This window comes from Streptomyces silaceus (genome assembly GCF_001419745.1).
In the GTDB taxonomy this organism is placed as follows: Bacteria; Actinomycetota; Actinomycetes; order Streptomycetales; family Streptomycetaceae; genus Streptomyces; species Streptomyces silaceus.
Window position 1 is genome coordinate 1 of the sequence record NZ_LIRJ01000099.1, and the last position, 19,008, is coordinate 19,008.

At 73.6% G+C, this 19,008-nt stretch carries 15 protein-coding genes; 10 read left to right on the forward strand and 5 right to left on the reverse strand.

Annotation, left to right across the window (positions count from 1 at the left end; genetic code table 11):
- Positions 1-240 precede the first annotated feature (240 nt).
- The 3 genes from AOK22_RS11465 to AOK22_RS11475 form a co-directional block, all read right to left on the reverse strand.
- A complete protein-coding gene (locus tag AOK22_RS11465) occupies positions 241-438 on the reverse strand; it encodes a helix-turn-helix transcriptional regulator (protein WP_055698494.1) in 198 nt (65 codons plus the stop codon).
- A 460-nt stretch (positions 439-898) separates the two neighbouring features.
- On the reverse strand, positions 899-1,798 hold the full coding sequence (locus AOK22_RS11470; RefSeq protein WP_079036493.1) for a helix-turn-helix domain-containing protein: 900 nt from the start codon (positions 1,796-1,798) through the stop codon (positions 899-901).
- 110 nt (positions 1,799-1,908) lie between these two features.
- Positions 1,909-2,808 carry a sugar phosphate isomerase/epimerase family protein gene (locus AOK22_RS11475; protein ID WP_055698495.1) on the reverse strand — a complete coding sequence of 300 codons (900 nt, stop codon included), beginning with the start codon at positions 2,806-2,808 and terminating at the stop codon, positions 1,909-1,911.
- 137 nt (positions 2,809-2,945) lie between these two features.
- Here AOK22_RS11475 and iolC point away from each other — a divergent pair, with 137 nt between their 5' ends.
- The 7 genes from iolC (at position 2,946) to AOK22_RS11510 (ending at position 11,510) form a co-directional block, all read left to right on the forward strand.
- A complete protein-coding gene (gene iolC / locus AOK22_RS11480; protein WP_279617080.1) occupies positions 2,946-3,911 on the forward strand; it encodes a 5-dehydro-2-deoxygluconokinase in 966 nt (321 codons plus the stop codon).
- Positions 3,912-4,080: 169 nt separating this feature from the next.
- Positions 4,081-4,962 carry a Cgl0159 family (beta/alpha)8-fold protein gene (locus tag AOK22_RS11485; protein WP_055698506.1) on the forward strand — a complete coding sequence of 294 codons (882 nt, stop codon included), beginning with the start codon at positions 4,081-4,083 and terminating at the stop codon, positions 4,960-4,962.
- Positions 4,963-5,013: 51 nt separating this feature from the next.
- On the forward strand, positions 5,014-5,826 hold the full coding sequence (iolB, locus tag AOK22_RS11490; RefSeq protein WP_055698496.1) for a 5-deoxy-glucuronate isomerase: 813 nt from the start codon (positions 5,014-5,016) through the stop codon (positions 5,824-5,826).
- Positions 5,823-7,712, forward strand: a complete 1,890-nt coding sequence (gene iolD / locus AOK22_RS11495; protein WP_055698497.1) for a 3D-(3,5/4)-trihydroxycyclohexane-1,2-dione acylhydrolase (decyclizing) — start codon at positions 5,823-5,825, stop codon at positions 7,710-7,712. The genes iolB and iolD overlap by 4 nt, the downstream gene beginning before the upstream one ends.
- 17 nt (positions 7,713-7,729) lie before the next feature.
- On the forward strand, positions 7,730-9,232 hold the full coding sequence (gene mmsA, locus AOK22_RS11500) for a CoA-acylating methylmalonate-semialdehyde dehydrogenase (RefSeq protein WP_055698498.1): 1,503 nt from the start codon (positions 7,730-7,732) through the stop codon (positions 9,230-9,232).
- Between the two features lie 95 nt (positions 9,233-9,327).
- Positions 9,328-9,678, forward strand: a complete 351-nt coding sequence (locus tag AOK22_RS11505) for a 5-carboxymethyl-2-hydroxymuconate Delta-isomerase (RefSeq protein WP_244164737.1) — start codon at positions 9,328-9,330, stop codon at positions 9,676-9,678.
- 386 nt (positions 9,679-10,064) lie between these two features.
- Complete coding sequence (locus tag AOK22_RS11510) at positions 10,065-11,510, forward strand: APC family permease (protein ID WP_055698499.1); 1,446 nt, start codon at positions 10,065-10,067, stop codon at positions 11,508-11,510.
- Between the two features lie 181 nt (positions 11,511-11,691).
- On the opposite strand, the gene AOK22_RS11515 is transcribed toward AOK22_RS11510, so the two are convergent.
- On the reverse strand, positions 11,692-12,945 hold the full coding sequence (locus AOK22_RS11515; protein ID WP_055698500.1) for a threonine synthase: 1,254 nt from the start codon (positions 12,943-12,945) through the stop codon (positions 11,692-11,694).
- A gap of 15 nt (positions 12,946-12,960) precedes the next feature.
- A complete protein-coding gene (locus AOK22_RS11520) occupies positions 12,961-13,437 on the reverse strand; it encodes a GNAT family N-acetyltransferase (protein ID WP_055698501.1) in 477 nt (158 codons plus the stop codon).
- A 110-nt stretch (positions 13,438-13,547) separates the two neighbouring features.
- Between AOK22_RS11520 and AOK22_RS11525 the strand changes: the two genes are divergently transcribed.
- The 3 genes from AOK22_RS11525 to AOK22_RS11535 all read left to right on the forward strand — a co-directional run bounded on the left by AOK22_RS11525 (position 13,548) and on the right by AOK22_RS11535 (position 18,817).
- On the forward strand, positions 13,548-16,205 hold the full coding sequence (locus tag AOK22_RS11525) for an alpha/beta fold hydrolase (protein ID WP_055698502.1): 2,658 nt from the start codon (positions 13,548-13,550) through the stop codon (positions 16,203-16,205).
- The gene (locus AOK22_RS11530; protein ID WP_055698503.1) at positions 16,202-17,065 is read left to right on the forward strand and encodes an ABC transporter permease; all 864 of its coding nucleotides are present in this window, start codon (positions 16,202-16,204) and stop codon (positions 17,063-17,065) included. Before AOK22_RS11525 ends, AOK22_RS11530 begins: the two co-directional genes overlap by 4 nt.
- Positions 17,066-17,173: 108 nt before the next feature.
- The gene (locus AOK22_RS11535) at positions 17,174-18,817 is read left to right on the forward strand and encodes a vWA domain-containing protein (protein ID WP_079036492.1); all 1,644 of its coding nucleotides are present in this window, start codon (positions 17,174-17,176) and stop codon (positions 18,815-18,817) included.
- The last annotated feature ends 191 nt before the right edge of the window (positions 18,818-19,008 follow it).

The window sequence follows — 19,008 nt, forward strand, 5'->3', positions numbered from 1 at the left end:
CGGCGGCGCCGCCGGAGTGGCAGGAACCGCTGGGGGAGCAGCAGGAGCCGGTCGTCTCGGACGCGGCCTGCGGGAGCTCGGTCTGGGCGCTCATGTCGTTCTCCTCGGGGAAGCGGGTGTGGCGGTGCGGCGTAACGTGCCAGGGGGTCCCGGTGGTCCCGGGGGCCTCCCGGCGCACGTCACACTATACCCCTAGGGGGTATTAATCAACGAGGTTCGTCCGAGGGGACGGCCGGGGTCTCAGTCTCTGCGTCCGCGGTTGCCGGGCCGGGACGCGACCCAGGCGCGGATGCTGTCCGCGTACCAGTACGGCTTGCCGCTCTCCACGTGGTCGGGCTCGGGCAGCAGCCCGTGTTTGCGGTACGAGCGCACGGTGTCGGGCTGCACCCGGATGTGCGCGGCGATCTCCTTGTACGACCAGAGCCTGCGGTCGGTCATCAGTGCACCTCCCTGCGCGCGCCCAGAGCGGCCGTTGAGGCCGACGGGGGAGCTGGGCGCTGCGCGCGGCGATCACTCAGCCTGTGCCCGGTGAACGACGTCCGGTGAGCACAGGGGAGCGGCTGTCGATCCCCTGTGACGCAAAACCCGCGTACGCGAGACAGATGTGACAGGAAGGGAGCGTTTGTGACGGAAGCGACGCATCAGCCCCGCGCGTTGCCCCGGCGCGCGAGCGGCGCGAGTTCCGGAGGGGTGAGGTGGGGCGGCCGGAGGAGGCGCCCGTCCGGGAGCGGGGTCCGGCGGACGGCGAACGCGGTCGCGGGCGCGCGCACGGGCCGAGGTGGGCCGGGCCCGCTGCGCCGGGTCCGGCCCACCGGCTCACCCGCGCACCCTCCGGCTCCCGGCACGGAAGGCGGGCGGATCCCCCGCGGCCCGTTGGCTCAAGGGCCACAGCGTGCCGTCAGCGCCGTCCGCCGGTCTTGGAAAAAAGCGCACCCGGGCCCGCGGGCCCGGCGGGCAGCACCAGGCTCGTGGGCTCCCCGTCGACCCGGTCGGCCGCCGGAGGCTCGCCCAGGGGCGCCGGGGCCGTCCCCCGCGCCGCCGTGAACTGACGCGGCGTGCACCCCGTCATCGCCTTGAACTCGCCGCTCAGGTGCGCCTGGTCGTAGTAGCCGCAGACCGCCGCCGTCTCCGCCTGCCCGTGCCCGGACGCGAGCATCGCGCGGGCCCGCTGCAGCCGCAGCACCCGCGCCGCCGCCTTGGGCCCGATCCCGATCTGCTCCCGGAAGCGGTTCTCCAACTGGCGCACGCTCCAGCCGACTTCCTCGGCGAGGTGCCCCACGGGAGCGGTGCCCCGGGAGCGCACGAGCTCGCTCCAGGCCCGCACGGTCCGCGCCGAGGCCGGCGGCCCCGCCGCGGCCCACCGCCCGAACACCTCGTCCAGGAGCCCGAACCGCGCCCGCCACGACGGCAGCGCGCCCAGCGCCGCGGCCAGTTCCGCGACGCTGCCCCAGCGGCCGGGGTCCGGCCGCACGCCGAGCGCGTCGGGATCGAGGGTGCGGTCGGCCAGTTCGTGCAGCGCGGTGCCGAAGAGCGTGAACGCGGCCCACGGCGCGAGCAGCACCTCGACGCCCGCGAGCCGCCCGTCGTGCTCCCCGAGCACCGGCGTCGTACCGAGCCCGGACAGCACCGAGACGAGGGAGACGGGGGGCCGCACGGCCCGCGCGCCGCCCGGCCCGGCGACGCCCGAGATCCGCAGCGGCCGGTCGAAGCCGAGCAGCAGGGTCACCGCGCCGATGGGCACTTCGAGGCGCCGGCGCGGCCCGTCCGTCGCGAGCCGCGTGCCGCGGTAGCTGATCACGCCGGGCCGCAGCCGGGGGTGCGGGCGCGCGAGGGCGATCTCCCAGCGGACGGGTTCCCCGGCGCTCCTGAGGACCCTGGGGGGCGGCCGGCCGGCCGTGTCCGTGCCCGCTAGGCGCCGCACGACCGGAGGAAGGCGCGGGTGCGGCGGGCGATGGGCAGCGGCTTGTCCGGCGCGCACGGGTACATGTCCTGCTCGACGATGGCGAAGAGGTCGACGTCGAGCTTCTGGGCCGCGGCGAGCACCGGCTCCAGGGCGGGCACCCCGGCGGGCGGCTCGCACATCACTCCGCGCGCGACCGCGGGCCCGAACGGCACCTCGTCCGCCCGCACCTGCGCGAGGATCTCCGGGTCGACCTGCTTGAGGTGCAGATAGCCGATGCGCTCGCCGTACGTCTCGATGAGCTTCACGCTGTCCCCGCCGCAGTACGCATAGTGGCCGGTGTCCAGGCAGAGCGAGACGAGGCCGGAGTCGGTGGCGTCGAGGAAGCGGGTGACGTTCTCCTCGCTGTCGATGTGGGTGTCCGCGTGCGGGTGGACGACGACGCGCAGGCCGTACCGCTCGCGCACCTCGTGGGCCAGGCGCTCGGTCTGGGTGGTCAGTTCACGCCATTGCGCGGGCGTGAGCACGCGGTCCTCCAGGACCTCGCCGGTCTTGTCGTCGCGCCAGAAGGAGGGGATCACGACGAGGTGCTCGGCGCCCATGGCCTGCGCGAGCGCCGCGTTGTCCGCCACGTGGGCCCAGGTCTTCTCCCAGACGGCGCTCCCGTGGTGCAGCCCCGTGAAGACCGTGCCCGCGGACACCCTGAGCCCGCGGCGGGCCGTCTCGGCGGCCAGCACGGCGGGATCGGCGGGCAGATAGCCGTACGGACCCAGCTCGATCCACTCGTACCCGGACTCCGCGACTTCGTCGAGGAAACGCTCCCAGGGCACCTGCCGCGGGTCCTCGGGGAACCACACGCCCCACGAGTCGGGCGCCGAACCGATCCGGATGCGAGACAGCGTCGTCATGCCGGTCAGACTTCCGGCCGCCTCGGAAGAGTGTCAAGGACTGGTCCGAATGTAAGGACAAAATGTTGACAGGGTTCCTGGGGCGGGATTAGACCTGGGGGAGCAGACCGAGCGGGTCCGGAGAGGGGACGTGCAGGGTGACCGATCCGTACGACGTCATCACCATGGGCCGGATCGGGGTGGACCTGTACCCCCTGCAGTCCGGTGTGTCCCTCGCCGAGGTCACCTCGTTCGGCAAGTTCCTCGGCGGCTCGGCCAGCAACGTCGCCGTCGCCGCGGCCCGCCTCGGCCGCCGCGTCGCCGTCGTCACCCGCACCGGCGAGGACCCCTTCGGCACCTATCTGCACCGGGCGCTGCGCGAGTTCGGCGTCGACGACCGCTGGGTGAGCGGGGTCGCGGGCCTGCCGACCCCGGTGACGTTCTGCGAGGTGTTCCCGCCCGACGACTTCCCGCTGTACTTCTACCGGCAGCCGAAGGCGCCCGACCTGGAGATCCACGCGAGCGAGCTCGACCTCGACGCGATCGCCGCGGCGCGCATCTTCTGGATGACGGGTACGGGGCTGTGCGCGGAGCCGAGCCGTACGGCCACGCTGGCGGCGCTGGCCGCGCGGCCCGCCGGGGCCCCGGCGGGGGCCACGGTCTTCGACCTGGACTGGCGGCCCGTGTTCTGGGCGGACCCGCGGGAAGCGCGGCCCCACTACGCCGCCGCCCTCGCCCACGCCACCGTCGCCGTCGGCAACCTCGACGAGGTCGAGATCGCCACGGGGGAGCGCGAACCCCTCGCGGCGGCGCGGGCGTTGCTCGACGCGGGCGTCGAACTGGCCGTCGTCAAGCAGGGCCCCAAGGGAGTCCTCGCGCTGAACCGCGCGGGCGAGTCGGCCGAGGTCCCGCCGCTGCCGGTGACGGTCCTCAACGGCCTGGGCGCCGGCGACGCGTTCGGCGGGGCGCTGTGCCACGGGCTGCTCGCCGGCTGGGACCTGGAGCGGATCATGCGGTACGCCAACGCGGCGGGCGCGATCGTGGCGTCCCGCCTGGAGTGCTCGTCCGCCATGCCGTTTTCTGGCGAGGTCGCCTCAGCGGTGGAAGCGGGGGCCGTCACGTGAACGCCGTACGGGGGCGCCGTCCTCGGGGCTCCGCCCCGGACCCCGCTCCTCAAACGCCGGAGGGGCTGATCTGTTCGCCGGCGCCGGAGGGGCTGTTCTTGTCGGCGGAGGGGCTTGGTTCTTCGCCGCAGCGGTCGCATGTGTCGTCGGAGGCCCGCACGTGAATCTCGTGGACGTCACCTCGCTCGCCCGTACCCGGGCCGAGCGGCCCGAAGCCATTGCCGAAGCCGCCGCCCGTCGCCCCCGGCGACCCCTCCTCGGGGGCGGCGGGCGGCTCATGGTCATCGCCGCCGACCATCCCGCCCGCGGCTCCCTCGGCGTGGGGAGCGACCCCCTCGCCATGGCCAACCGCGGCGACCTCCTCGAACGGCTCTGCCTCGCGCTCTCGCGCCCCGGCGTCGACGGCGTCCTCGCCAGCGCCGACGTCCTGGACGACCTGCTGCTCCTCGGCGCCCTCGACGGCAAGGTCGTCATGGGGTCGATGAACCGCGGGGGCCTCGCGGGCGCCGCCTTCGAGCTCGACGACCGGTTCACCGGGTACCGGCCCGAGGACCTCGAACGGCTCGGCTTCGACGCGGGGAAGCTGCTGCTCCGCGTCGACTACGCCGACCCCGGCTCGCTGACCACCCTGCACTCCGCGGCCCGCGCCGTCGACGCGATGGCGGAACGCGGTCTCCCGGTGTTCGTGGAGCCGTTCCTGACCAGCCGGGGCCCGGACGGCGGCGGCGCGCCCCGCAACGACCTGAGCGCGGCCGCCGTCACCCGGTCCATCGCCATCGCCTCCGGGCTGGCCGGCACCTCCGCGTACACGTGGCTGAAGGTCCCCGTCACCGAGAACCCCGACGACATGGCCCGGGTCATGGAGACCTCGACCCTGCCCGCGGTCCTGCTCGGCGGCGACGTCGGGGACGATCAGGACGCCGCGTACGAGAAGTGGCGCGGCGCCCTGCAACTGCCCACCGTGCAGGGCCTCGTCGTGGGCAGAGCCCTGCTCTATCCGCCCGACGGGGACGTGGCGGGGGCGGTCGACACCGCCGTGGGACTGCTCTAGCCGACGCACGGACACGGGGGCCCGGGACCGCGCCGGGCCGAGGAGGCACACATGACGTACGTACCGAAGGGGAGTGCGGCCGACGGGCCGTACGCCCTCGACATCGATCCGAAACGCGCCGGATGGACCTACTCGCACCTGCGCGTCGTCGCCCTCGAACCGGGCGGGCGGCACTCCTTCGCCACCGGTGAGAGTGAATGGATCGTGCTCCCGCTGACCGGCGGCTGTACGGTGCATACGGAAGGCGGGATCATCGAACTGCTGGGCCGGGAGAGCGTGTTCAGCGGAGTCTCCGACTTCGCTTACGTCCCCCGGGACGCCCAGATCCAGATCGCCTCCGGCGCGGGAGGCCGCTTCGCCCTGGCAGGAGCGAAGTGCGAGCGTCGACTCCCCGCCCGCTACGGCTCCGCGCCGGAGGTACCCGTCGAACGCCGCGGCAGCGGCACCTGCGCCCGCGAGGTGCGCAACTTCGCGTCCGCGGACGCCTTCGACTGCGACCGGCTCATCGCCGTCGAGGTGATCACGCCCGGCGGCAACTGGTCCTCGTACCCGCCGCACAAGCACGACGAGCACCGCCCCGGCGTCGAGGCCGAGCTCGAGGAGATCTACTACTTCGAGATCGAGGCCGCGGGCGGGCGCGACGGCTTCGGCTACCAGCGGGTCTTCCCCTCCCGCGAGGGCGGCACCGACGTCCTCGCCGAGGTCCGCACGGGTGACGCCGTCCTCGTGCCCGACGGCTGGCACGGCCCGTCCGTCGCCCAGCCCGGCCACGCGATGTACTACCTGAATGTGATGGCGGGACCCGGTCAGGAGAGGGAGTGGCGGATCTGCTTCCACCCCGATCACACGGAGGGATATCAATGACGACGCCCCCGACGACGACCGTGCGGCTGACCACCGCGCAGGCACTCGTGCGCTTCCTGTCCCGGCAGTTCACCGAGCGGGACGGCACCAGGCAGCGGCTGATCGGCGCGACCTGGGGCATCTTCGGGCACGGCAACGTGGCGGGGATCGGGCAGGCGCTCGTGGAGCACGCCGACGAGATGCCCTTCCACCAGGGGCGCAACGAGCAGGCCATGGTGCATGCCGCCGTCGGATACGCCCGGCAGTCGGGACGGCTGTCCACCCACGCCGTCACCACCTCCATCGGCCCCGGCGCCACCAACCTCGTCACCGGCGCCGCGCTCGCCACCGTCAACCGCCTGCCCGTCCTCCTGCTGCCCGGCGACACCTTCGCGGCCCGGCCCGCCGACCCGGTGCTCCAGCAGCTCGAAGTGCCCTACGCGGGCGACGTGTCGGTCAACGACTGCCTGCGCCCGGTCTCGCGCTACTTCGACCGCGTGACCCGCCCCGAGGCGCTGATCCCCGCCGCACTCGCCGCGATGCGGGTCCTCACCGACCCCGTCGAGACCGGCGCCGTCACCCTCGCCCTGCCGCAGGACGCGCAGGCCGAGGCGTACGACTGGCCCGAGGAGTTCTTCGCCGAGCGCGTGTGGACCGTACGCCGCCCCGCGCCCGACCCGCGCGAACTGGCCGCCGCCGTGGCCGCCGTGCGCGACGCCCGGCGCCCCCTGATCGTCGCGGGCGGCGGCGTCCACCACAGCGCCGCCGAGGACGCCCTCGGGGAACTCGCCGGGGCGACCCGCATTCCCGTGGCCTCCACGCAGGCCGGCAAGGGCTCCCTGCGCTTCGACCACCCGGCCGACGTCGGCGGCATCGGGCACACCGGCACGGCCACCGCCAACGAACTGGCCCGCACCGCCGACCTGGTGATCGGCGTCGGCACCCGCTACAGCGACTTCACCACCGCCTCCGGCACGCTCTTCGAGGCGCCCGGCGTGCGCTTCCTCAATCTGAACGTCGCCGCCTTCGACGGCCACAAGATGGCGGGCGCCACCCTGATCGCCGACGCGCGCGCCGGCCTCGAAGCGCTCACGGCGGCCCTGCGCGGCCATCGCGTCGAGCCCGGCTACGCCGTCGAGTACACCGGCGACAAGGAGCGCTGGGAGCAGCGCGTGGACGCCGCCTTCCAGACGGACGAGCCGGACGTGCGCCCCACCCAGGCCCAAGTCCTCGGCGTGCTGGACGAGTTGGTGACGGACGAGGACGTCGTGATCAACGCCGCGGGTTCGCTCCCCGGCGACCTGCACAAGCTCTGGCGGGCACGCTCGCCGCGCCAGTACCACGTCGAGTACGGCTACTCCTGCATGGGATACGAGATCCCCGCGTCGATCGGCGTCGCGCTCGCCGCGCCGGAGCGGCCCGTGTGGGCGCTGGTCGGCGACGGCACGTATCTGATGAACCCGACCGAGCTCGTCACGGCCGTCCAGGAGAACGTCCCGGTCAAGGTCGTGATCCTGCAGAACCACGGGTACGCCTCCATCGGCGGCCTCTCGGAGTCCGTGGGCGGCGAGCGGTTCGGCACCGCCTACCGCTTCCGGGCGGCGGACGGCACGTACACCGAGGGCCCGCTGCCCGTCGATCTCGCCGCCAACGCGGCCTCGCTCGGGATGCGGGTGCTGCGCGCCAAGACGGTCCGGGACCTGCGCGAGGCACTGCGCGAGGCGCGCGGCGCAGACCGTCCCACATGTGTCTATGTGGAGACGGAAACGGCAGACACAGTGTCGGGCCCGCCCCCGGCACAGGCGTGGTGGGATGTGCCCGTGGCCGAGACGGCGACCCGGGTGTCCGCGGTCAAGGCCAGGGAAGAGTACGACCGGCACGTCACTGCCCGACGCCGCCACCTGTGAGAGTAGGGATGCTTGTCATGACGAAGACCGTCAACCACTGGATCGGTGGGAAGACCGTCGAGGGCGCGTCCGGAACGTACGGCCCGGTCACCGATCCGGCGACCGGCGCCGTCACGACGCAGGTCGCCTTCGCGAACGTGGACGAGGTCGACGCGGCCGTCGCCTCCGCCCGCGAGGCCTTCGCGACCTGGGGCACCTCCTCGCTGGCCAAGCGCACCGCGATCCTCTTCGCGTTCCGCGCGCTGCTCGACGCCAACCGCGACGCGATCGCCGAGCTGATCGTCGCCGAGCACGGCAAGGTGCACTCGGACGCGCTCGGCGAGGTCGCCCGCGGCCTGGAGATCGTCGACCTGGCCTGCGGCATCACCGTGCAGCTGAAGGGCGAGCTGTCGACCGAGGTCGCCTCGCGCGTGGACGTCTCCTCCCTCCGCCAGCCGCTCGGCGTCGTCGCCGGCATCACGCCGTTCAACTTCCCGGCCATGGTGCCGATGTGGATGTTCCCGCTGGCCATCGCGTGCGGCAACACCTTCGTCCTGAAGCCCTCGGAGAAGGACCCGTCCGCGTCGATGAAGATCGCGGAGCTGCTGAGCGAGGCCGGTCTGCCCGACGGCGTCTTCAACGTGCTCCACGGTGACAAGGTCGCCGTGGACCGCCTCCTGGAGCACCCGGACGTCGCGGCCGTCTCCTTCGTGGGCTCGACCCCGATCGCCAAGTACATCCACACCACCGCCTCCGCCAACGGCAAGCGCGTGCAGGCGCTCGGCGGTGCCAAGAACCACATGCTGGTCCTGCCGGACGCCGACCTGGACGCGGCCGCCGACGCCGCCGTCTCCGCGGCCTACGGCTCCGCGGGCGAGCGCTGCATGGCCATCTCCGCCGTCGTCGCGGTCGGTTCGGTCGGCGACGAGCTCGTCGCGAAGATCAAGGAGCGCGCCGAGAAGATCAAGATCGGCCCCGGCACCGACCCGACCTCCGAGATGGGCCCGCTCATCACGGCCGCCCACCGCGACAAGGTCGCCTCCTACGTCACGGGCGCCGCGGCCGAGGGCTGCGAGGTCGTCCTGGACGGCACCGGCTACACCGTCGAGGGCCACGAGGACGGCCACTGGATCGGCCTCTCGCTGCTCGACCGCGTCCCGACGACCGCCAAGGCCTACCAGGACGAGATCTTCGGTCCGGTCCTGTGCGTGCTGCGCGTGGACACGTACGAGGAGGGCGTCGCCCTCATGAACGCCTCGCCGTTCGGCAACGGCACCGCGATCTTCACCCGCGACGGCGGCGCGGCCCGCCGCTTCCAGCTGGAGATCGAGGCGGGCATGGTCGGCGTGAACGTGCCGATCCCGGTGCCGGTGGGCTACCACTCCTTCGGCGGCTGGAAGGACTCCCTCTTCGGGGACCACCACATCTACGGCAACGACGGCACGCACTTCTACACGCGCGGCAAGGTCGTCACCACGCGCTGGCCGGACCCGTCGGACGCGCCGGCCGGGGTCGACCTGGGCTTCCCGCGCAACCACTGAGACATCCCCAGGGCCTGTGAGCCCCCGGCCCCCGTGGCCGGGGGCTTTGCCGTGTCCCCGTGGTTCTACGATGCGTGTGCACTACATGAGAGGCCATGAGCATGCCGCACATCGACATCGACTACGCCGACACCCTGTCCGGCGTCCTGGATCTGCCCGCCCTGGTGGCGGAGCTGCATCCCCTGGTCGTGGAGCGGGTGGACTCGGTGGGGGTCGGCAAGACGTTCTGCCGCCCCTGTGCGGCCTTCGTGGACGGCGTGGCCGACGCGCCCTTCGTCCACGTCACCGTGGGCCTGCTGGCGGGCCGTACGGGCGGGGTGAAGGCGCGGCTCTCCGACGACGTGCTCGCGCTGCTCGGCAAGCATCTGTCGGGCGTCGAGGGGGCGACGTACTCGGTGGAGGTCCGCGACCTGGACCCGTCGTACCGGCTGCATCCGACGCACTGAGTCATGCGGTGGTGACCGTGAGTGGAGCGACGTCGTCCGGATTCCGGACGGCGTCGTTTCTTTTTTAACGACTCCTTTGCGGTTCCCGTGCACAGGGTGCAATTCGGGCACCGAAAGCTTCCGCGTCGATATGCCTGTGAAGGCAAGGTCAACTACCGCGTCGGGATGTTCATTGCCACCCCAGGGCGTAAACCCTTTGGAAAGCCAGGCGACTTGGGTCCGCGCCCACCTGCGGATTCCGTAGGCAAATGACCGTTGACGTGCCGGTTACCGCCGGGGTTGCATGACCCGCCGGGAGCCACAGGAAGACACCGCTCGACAGCCTTCGGAGGCGATAGCGCTCCCGCCGCAACTCCTGCCGCACGACTCGATCGGAACCGCGCTTCATGACCGATACGCTTCGCCCGCTCCAGTCACCCGATCCGCTCGACGCCGTCTCCCCCGCGGCTCCGGCGGATCCGGGGAGCCCCCAGAAGCTCAAGCGCTCCATCGGCGTCGTGGGCGGCACCCTCCTCACGCTGTCGTGCGTGACGCCCGCCTCCACCCTCTTCGTGGTCGTCCCCGACCTCTTCTCCTCGCTCGGCACCGCCACCGCGCTGACCATCGCGATCGGCTCGCTGCTCTGCGTGGGCGTCGCGTTCTGCTACTCGGAGCTCGGCACGCTCATCCCCAGCGCCGGCGGCGAGTACGCGATGGTCTCCACGATGGCGGGCCGCCTCGCCGGCTGGCTCGTCTTCGTCCTGTCCCTGCTGGTCGTGATGATCGTCCCGCCCGTCATCGCCATGGGCACGGCGGACTACCTCACCCCCGTCCTCCACCTCGACCCCTCCTACGCGGGCGCGGGCGTCATGATCCTCGCCACCCTCGCGGGCCTGCTCGACCTGCGCGCCAACGCGTGGATCACCGGCATCTTCCTGGTCCTGGAGGTCGTCGCGGCCGGTGTCGTGGCCGTCCTCGGCTTCGCGCACGCCGAGCGCGGCCCGGACAGCCTGGTCGACCTCACCGTGGCCTCCGGGCCCGGCGGACACGGCGTCGACACCGTCACGGCCATGCTGATCGTCTCCGGCCTCGCCATCGCCCTCTTCGTCACCCAGGGCTTCTCCACCGCGGTCTACCTCTCCGAGGAGATGGAGAACCCGCGCAGCAACGTCGCGCGCACCGTCCTCGCCACCCTGGCCATCTCCTCCGTGATCATCCTCGTGCCGGTCGTCGCCATCACGATGGGCGCCTCCGACCTGGCCGCCCTGACCCAGGGCGACATCAGCGGCATGGTGACCGCCTGGTCCAACTCGGCGGTCGGCACGTTCGTCAGCCTCTGCGTGGCCCTCGCGATCATCAACGCGGGCATCGTCATGGTCATCCAGAACTCCCGCGTCCTGTTCGCCTCCGCCCGCGACAAGGCCTGGCCCACGCCGGTCAACAAGGCGCTGTCGAGGCTCGGCGCGTCCGGCGCGCCGTGGGTGGCCACGCTGCTCGTCGGCGTCCCCGGCGCCGCGCTCTGCTTCGTCAACCTGGACACGCTGTACGGCGTGACCGGCGTCTCCGTGACCGGCATGTACCTCCTGGTCGCGGTCGCCGCGCTGCTGGCCCGGCGCGGCTCGCACGGCAGCGGGGCGGCCTGGCGGATGCCGCTGTGGCCGGCGGTGCCGGTGGTCCTGATCGCGGTCCTCGCGTACGTCCTGAGCCGGCAGGAGGTCTCCTACCTCGCCTGGACCGGCGGGATCGTCCTGGTGGCGACGCTGTACTGGGCCCTGTACCTGCGCCCGCGCCGCGAGACGCGGTGGCTGGTGAGCGTGCCGGAGGAGGAGTGGGCGGAGGGGACGTCGGGCTGAGGCCGGTCCGGGCCGGGGCCCTGCCTCCGGCGGTCGCTTTCCCCGGTCCCGCCCCTTCCCGAACGTTCCGGCTCCGCCGGGCGGGGCCCGGTCGATCGCCCTCCGCGCTCGTCCCCGGGCGCCGGACGGGCCGCATCCCTCCGGACCGGCCGCGGTGGATCCGGCCCGCCGGAGGCAGGCCTCAGCCCTCCACCCGCCGCACGATCTCCTCCCAGTCCTCCGGATCCACCTCCGCCGAACCCGGCCCCGCCAGCAGGTCACGGTCCTTGAAGCCGCTCGACGTGGACACGCACACCACGGGACCGGCGCCGGGACCGGCGCCGGCCGCCACCTGCCGGAACCCCGCGAGCCCCGCCGCGGCGGACAGCTCCGCCCACAGCCCGCCCCGCGCCATCTCGTCCCGCGCCGCGGCCATCTCCGCGTCGGAGACGAGCAGAGCGGAGCCCCCGCTCTCCCGCAGGGCGAGCACGCCCCGGTACCCGCCGGTGGAGCAGTCGATCGCGTACGCGGCCGTCTCCCCGACGGGCACCCGCGCCGCGGGCAGCCCGTCCCGCACCGCCGCCGCCAGCGGCCCCCCGGCGGCGGGCTCGCAACTGAAGAGCCGCGGCACCCGGTCGGCGACGCCGAGCGTCACCAGCTCCGCGAAGCCCTTCCAGACCCCGAAGAGCAGCTCGCCGTACCCGGTGGGCAGGAACACGGCCGAGGGCACGCCCAGTTCGGCGTGGATCTCGTACGCGAGGGTCTTGTAGCCCTCGGGCCCGAACGCGTGCCCGGTGTGCGTGGGCGTCATGTTGCTGACGGGGTGGTAGCCGAACCGCTCCACGATCCGCCGGAGCAGCGGCCACCGCGCCTCCACGGGCACGGGCAGCACCACGGCCCCGTACGCCCGCAGGAACGCGTCGACCGCCGGCGGCGTCCCCGCCGAGCCGAGCACCACGCACCGCAGCCCGGCCCGCGCCGCGTACGCCGCCGCGGAGGCGCCGTGGTTGCCGGAGGAGGCGACGACGATGCCCTCCGCGCCCGCGCCGACCGCCGCGCTCACGGTGACGCGGTTGATGCGGTCCTTGTGGCTCCAGGTCGGATTGCGCGACTCGTCCTTGATCCAGAGGCCGTCGCCGAAGGGCACGAGGGGCGTGCCGCCCTCGCCGAGTCCGGGCGCGTGCAGCGGGGGCAGGAGCGGGGCCCACCGGTCGTGCCCCCGCGACGGCGCGGACGACGCGATGCCGGGCGTGCCGGAGAACAGGTCCGCGGCAACCCTGTCGTAGGCGTAGTCGACCTCCACGGGGTACGACACCGCCTCCGTGGAGGTGACGGGACAGCCCGCGGTGAGCGGCGGCCACAGCGGGAAGCGGACGGACGGGTCGCCGAGCGAGCGCTGGCCGACGGCGAGCGAGCCGTGGCCCTCAGGCGTCGTGGAAGAAGCCCCAAGTGTCATAGGCGCAGAGTGTATTCACCCCTGACACACGGCATCCGGCATCCCGAACTCCCAGCCGATCGACGCGAAGGTGCCCTCGTCCTTGCCGCCCGCGCTGCGGTACGTGGCGAGCGCCGCCTCGTCGTCGGTCTCGACGCCGACCCACATGCCGTAGCAGCCCCGGTCCCGCGCGAGCGCGGCCAGGGCGTCGACCAGGGCGCGGCCGATGCCGCGGCGCCGGTGGCCCTCGGCGACCGCGAGCTCGTACAGGAACATCTCGGCGCCCTTGTCGGGGTGGACCGTCTCGACGCCGCTGACGAAGCCGACGGGGACACGGCCGCCGCCGGTCCCGGTGGCGGCGGCGTCCCCGCCGCCGTCGTCCTCGTACGCGAGCAGGAGATGGTGGCCGGGGCTGTCCAGGAAGCGGCGGGCCGCGTCGGGGCGGACCGGGCCGTCGAAGAGGGGCCCGGCGGCGGTCACCTCGGCGAGGGTCGCGGCGGTTCGGATCTGCATGCCTACCACGATCGCGGTATGCGGGGCGCGGGGTCTACTCCCGGGGGAGACAGGCGGGTTCAACCCGGCGGCTGCCCCGGTTGTCGGTCCGCGCCCGTACCGTTGACGGCATGGATCTACGACTGCCCAGGCCCAGGTTCCCGGTGCGCCGCGGGCCGCGCCGGCTGCTCGCCGCCGCGGCCGCCGTCGTGGTGCTCGCGGGCGCGGGCACATGGACGGCGGTCGCCTCGGACGACGCGCCGGCCGTGCGCCGCGCGGACCGCGTCGTCGACACCGGCGGCGCGAAGATCGACACCTCGTACTTCACCGCGGGCGACGCCTCCGCCAAGCGCCCCGCCGTCCTCATCGGGCACGGCTTCGGCGGCAGCAAGAGCGACGTGCGCGAGCAGGCGGAGGACCTGGCCCGTGACGGGTACGCGGTCCTGACCTGGTCCGCCCGCGGCTTCGGCAGGTCCAGCGGCAAGATCGGGCTCAACGACCCCAAGGGCGAGATCGCCGACGTCTCCCGGCTGATCGACTGGCTGGCCACCCGCCCCGAGGTGCGCCTCGACGGGGACGGCGACCCGCGCGTGGGCATCACCGGCGCCTCGTACGGCGGAGCGGCCTCCCTGCTCGCCGCCGGGTACGACCGCCGGGTCGACGCGATCGCCCCGCAGATCACGTACTGGAACCTCGCGGACGCGCTCTTCCCCGACGACGTCTTCAAGAAGCTCTGGGCCGGGATCTTCATCAACATCAGCGGCGGCTGCGACCGGTTCACCGAGCGCCTGTGCGCGACGTACGAACGGGTCGCGGCGGCGGGCGAGCCCGACGAGAAAGCGCGCGAACTGCTCGCCGGGCTCAGCCCCTCCGCCGTCGCCGACCGCATCAAGGTCCCCACCCTCATCACCCAGGGCCAGACCGACTCGCTCTTCCCGCTCGGCCAGGCCGACGCCATGGCCAAGGCGATCCGCGCCCACCACGCGCCCGTGTCCGTCGACTGGATCGCGGGCGGCCACGACGGCGGCGACCGCGAGCAGGACCGCGTGGAGCGGCGGGTCGGCGCGTGGTTCGACCGCTATCTCAAGGACGACAAGGGCGCCGACACGGGCCCGGCGTTCCGCGTCACGCGCACCGGGGGCATCGACTCCACCGACGGCGCCGCCCAGCTGCGCGGCGCGAGCGGAGACCGCTATCCGGGCCTGGTCAGTGGCGGGCGCGAAGTACCGCTCGGCGGGCGCGAGAAGACCATCGACAACCCCGCGGGCGCGAGCCCGCCCGCGATCTCCTCGCTCCCCGGCCTCGGCGGCGGCTCGCTCTCCCGGCTGTCCTCGCTTGGCGTCGGCGTCTCCCTCGACTTCCCCGGGCAGTTCGCCGCGTTCGACTCCGAGCCGCTCGGCGGCGACCTGCGCATCACCGGGACCCCGAAGGTGCGCGTCCACGTGAAGTCCTCCACCAAGGACGCGGTGCTCTTCGCGAAGGTGTACGACGTCGGGCCCGACGGCAAGCAGCAGGTCCTGCCCGCCCAGCTCGTCGCGCCCGTCCGCGTCGAGGACGCCAAGGACGGCAAGGACGTCGAACTGACCCTGCCCGCCGTCGACCACGAGGCGCAGAAGGGCCACCGGCTGCGCCTGGCCCTCTCCTCCACCGACCTCGGGTACGCCTCGCCGGCCGAGCCCGCCACGTACACCGTCTCCCTCAGGAGCGGCCTGACGGTGCCCACGGCGCCCGGCGTGGAGACCGCCGCCGCGCCGCTGCCCGCGTGGGTCTGGTGGCTGCCGGTGACCGGCGCCGTGCTCGCCCTCGTCCTGCTCGTCACCGGACGCCGCAGGACGACCGCGCCCGCGCCCGACCCGGAGCTCGCCGAGGTCCCGCTGCGGATCACCGGTCTCGGCAAGCGGTACGCGGGTTCCACCGACCGGTACGCGGTGCGGGACCTCTCCTTCGGCGTCGAGAAGGGCCAGGTCCTCGGCCTCCTGGGGCCGAACGGCGCGGGCAAGACGACCACCCTGCGCATGCTCATGGGCCTCATCCGCCCCGACGCGGGCGAGATCCGCGTCTTCGGCCAGGCGATCCGCCCCGGCGCCCCCGTCCTCTCCCGCGTCGGCGCCTTCGTCGAGGGCGCCGGATTCCTGCCCCACCTCTCCGGCCGGGAGAACCTGGAGCTGTACTGGAAGGCCACCGGCCGCCCCGCCGAGGACGCCCACCTGGACGAGGCCCTGGAGATCGCCGGGCTCGGCGACGCCCTGGCCCGCGCCGTGCGGACGTACTCGCAGGGCATGCGGCAGCGCCTCGCCATCGCCCAGGCCATGCTCGGCCTGCCGGACCTGCTGATCCTCGACGAGCCGACCAACGGCCTCGACCCGCCGCAGATCCGCGAGATGCGCGAGGTCATGATCCGGTACGCCCGCGGCGGGCGCACCGTCATCGTCTCCAGCCATCTCCTCGCCGAGGTCGAGCAGTCCTGCACGCACCTGGTCGTCATGGACCGCGGCCGACTCGTCCAGGCGGGCCCCGTCGCCGAGATCGTCGGCTCCGGGGACACGCTCCTGGTGGGACTCGCGGCGGACGTCCCCGACCCGCTGGTCGAGAAGGTCGCCGCCCTGCCCGGCGTCGCCTCCGCGGTCCGCGTGGACGACGGCCTCCTGGTCCGGCTCGACGGCACCGAGGGCGCGGGCGCCGCCCGGCTGCTGCCCGAACTGGTGCGCCTGGAGGTCCCCGTGGAGTCCCTGGGCCCGCACCGCCGCCTCGAAGACGCGTTCCTGACCCTGATCGGAGGCAGCGCATGAGCGCCCCCACCCTGGAGCGCCCCACCGCGCCCGGCTACCGCGCGCGGCACACCCTGCCGCTGCGGGTCGAGGCGGTCCGCCAGCTGAAGCGGCGCCGCACGCTCGTGATGGGCGGCATCATGGCGCTGCTGCCCGTCGTGCTCGTCATCGCCTTCGCCGTCGCCGGCTCACCGGGCGAGCGCAACAGCCAGGTGACGCTGATGGACACCGCCACGGCGTCGGGGACGAACTTCGCGGCGACGTGCCTGTTCGTCTCGGCGGGCTTCCTGCTCGTCATCCCCGTCGCGCTGTTCTGCGGGGACACCGTCGCCTCTGAGGCGAGCTGGTCCTCGCTGCGCTATCTGCTGGCGGCCCCGGTGCCCCGGGCCCGGCTGCTGTGGTCCAAGCTCGCCGTCGCCCTCGGCCTCAGCGCCGCCGCGATGGTGCTGCTCCCGCTGGTCGGCCTGGTGATCGGCACGCTCGCGTACGGCTGGGGGCCGCTGGAGATCCCGACCGGCGGCGCGCTGCCCGCGGGCACGGCGGCCCAGCGCCTCCTCGTCGTCGTGGCGTACGTCTTCGTCTCCCAACTGGTCACCGCAGGGCTCGCGTTCTGGCTCTCGACCAAGACCGACGCGCCGCTCGGCGCGGTCGGCGGCGCGGTCGGCCTCACCATCGTGGGGAACGTCCTGGACGCGGTGACGGCGCTCGGCGACTGGCGCGACTTCCTGCCCGCGCACTGGCAGTTCGCCTGGGCCGACGTCATCCAGCCGCGCCCCGAGTGGGGCGGCATGATCCAGGGCGCGGCGATCTCGGTGACGTACGCGGTGGTGCTGTTCGCGCTGGCGTTCCGGGGGTTCGCGCGGAAGGACGTCGTGTCGTAGGGCGCGGCCCCGTGGCCGCATCGAGACCCTTCCGCAACGGTTCCGAGCGACCGTTCGCCCGCCCCCCGGCGTCACAGTCATGTGAACCGACAGCGCGAGGGGGACGGGATGCGGACAGGGCGGACTCGGCGGGCCGTGCGGATACGGCGGGGGCTGCTCGCCGTCGCCGTGGCGGGCGGACTCGCCCTCACCGGATGCAGTTCCGGGGACGGCGACGCCGGCAGGGCCACCGGCGACAGCGGCGGCAAGCGCGGTGACGGCGCGCTGCCCGCCCCCGACCGGCCGGCCCCCGCCGGGACCGGGACCCCTGGTCAACCGGAGGGCGAGAAGCGGGAGGCCGCGCCCGACTACCTCTCCACCTTCGCCCTGGACGTCGACACCGCCTCCTATGGCTACGCGCGCCGCACCCTCGCCGACGGACGGCTGCCCGCCCCGGCGACGGTCCGCCCCGAGGAGTTCGTCAACAGCTTCCGCCAGGACTATCCGCGGCCCGACGGCGACGGCTTCTCCGTGAGCGTGGACGGCGCCCGCACCGGCGACGGCTGGTCGCTGCTGCGCGTCGGCCTCGCCACCCGGGGCGAGTCGGACGAGGCCGAACGGCCGCCGGCCGCCCTCACCTTCGTCATCGACGTCTCCGGCTCCATGGCCGAGCCGGGCCGCCTCGACCTCGTCAAGAAGTCCCTCGGCATCATGACCGACCGGCTGCGCCCCGACGACTCGATCGCCCTGGTCACCTTCAGCGACACCGCGGAGACGGTCCTGCCGATGACCCGCCTCGGTGACACCGGCGCCGGCCGCGAGCGGGTGCACAGGGCCGTCGACGGTCTGGAGCCCACTCAGTCCACCAACCTCGAAGCGGGCATCACCACCGGCTACGACACCGCCGTCCGCGGCAAGGAGCGCGGCGCGACCAACCGTGTCGTGCTGCTCTCCGACGCCCTCGCCAACACCGGCGAGACCAGCGCCGACGGCATCCTGGAGCGCATCTCCGACGCCCGCCGCGAGCACGGCATCACCCTCTTCGGCGTCGGCGTCGGCAGCGACTACGGCGATGCCCTGATGGAGAGGCTCGCCGACAAGGGCGACGGCCACACCACCTATGTGTCGGACGAGGACGAGGCCCGCGAGGTCTTCTGCGAGCGGCTGCCCGCCCACATCGAACTGAGGGCCCGCGACGCGAAGGCGCAGGTCGCCTTCGACCCGGAGACCGTCGAGCGGTTCCGCCTCATCGGCTACGACAACCGCGCGGTCGCCGACGACGACTTCCGCGACGACTCCGTGGACGGTGGCGAGGTCGGCCCCGGGCACACGGTGACTGCGCTGTACGCGGTGCGCGCCAAGCCCGGCGCCACCGGCCATCTCGCCACGGCGAGCGTGCGCTGGCTCGACCCCGACAGCCGCGCCCCGCACGAGGAGTCGGGCCGGATCGAGGCGGCCGACCTGGAGGGCGACGTGTGGCGGGCGGACGACGGTTTCCAGGTGTCCGCCGTCGCCGCCTACTTCGCGGACCGCCTGCGCTCCGGCAGCGGCGGCGGGTACGCCAGCCCGGAGGGCTACACCGCGCTGCCCGCCGTCCCCTCCCTGCGTGAACTCGCCGGGCACGCGCGCGGGTTGGCCCAGGACGACAAGCAGGTGAGGGAGCTGGCGACGGCCATCGACCAGGCGGCGGGCCTGAGCGGCGGGGGACACGAGCAGGAATCCCCGGGGGAGCCCCGCGGCGAGATCCGGCCGGGGGAGTCGCTGGCGGGTTAGCCGGGGAGTCCCTGGCGGGTCAGTGGCGGAAAGCGACTTCGCCGCAGAGCGGTCCGGCCGGATCGGTCGGATCGGCCGGCGTCGGCGGGCTCGGCACCCGGCGCCGTCACCGCCCGGCACCGTCACCGCCCGTCCACTCCCCGCCCCGCCCGCACACCTCCCGCTCCGCCCGTACCGGGTCGTTGGGGAAG

Coding starts and splice junctions, on each gene's coding strand:
- AOK22_RS11465 (WP_055698494.1), bottom strand. CDS start 438: ATGACCGACCGCAGGCTCTGGTCGTACAAGGAGATCGCCGCGCACATC.
- AOK22_RS11475 (WP_055698495.1), bottom strand. CDS start 2,808: ATGACGACGCTGTCTCGCATCCGGATCGGTTCGGCGCCCGACTCGTGG.
- iolB (WP_055698496.1), top strand. CDS start 5,014: ATGACGTACGTACCGAAGGGGAGTGCGGCCGACGGGCCGTACGCCCTC.
- iolD (WP_055698497.1), top strand. CDS start 5,823: ATGACGACGCCCCCGACGACGACCGTGCGGCTGACCACCGCGCAGGCA.
- mmsA (WP_055698498.1), top strand. CDS start 7,730: ATGACGAAGACCGTCAACCACTGGATCGGTGGGAAGACCGTCGAGGGC.
- AOK22_RS11505 (WP_244164737.1), top strand. CDS start 9,328: ATGAGCATGCCGCACATCGACATCGACTACGCCGACACCCTGTCCGGC.
- AOK22_RS11510 (WP_055698499.1), top strand. CDS start 10,065: ATGACCGATACGCTTCGCCCGCTCCAGTCACCCGATCCGCTCGACGCC.
- AOK22_RS11515 (WP_055698500.1), bottom strand. CDS start 12,945: ATGACACTTGGGGCTTCTTCCACGACGCCTGAGGGCCACGGCTCGCTC.
- AOK22_RS11520 (WP_055698501.1), bottom strand. CDS start 13,437: ATGCAGATCCGAACCGCCGCGACCCTCGCCGAGGTGACCGCCGCCGGG.
- AOK22_RS11525 (WP_055698502.1), top strand. CDS start 13,548: ATGGATCTACGACTGCCCAGGCCCAGGTTCCCGGTGCGCCGCGGGCCG.
- AOK22_RS11530 (WP_055698503.1), top strand. CDS start 16,202: ATGAGCGCCCCCACCCTGGAGCGCCCCACCGCGCCCGGCTACCGCGCG.
- AOK22_RS11535 (WP_079036492.1), top strand. CDS start 17,174: ATGCGGACAGGGCGGACTCGGCGGGCCGTGCGGATACGGCGGGGGCTG.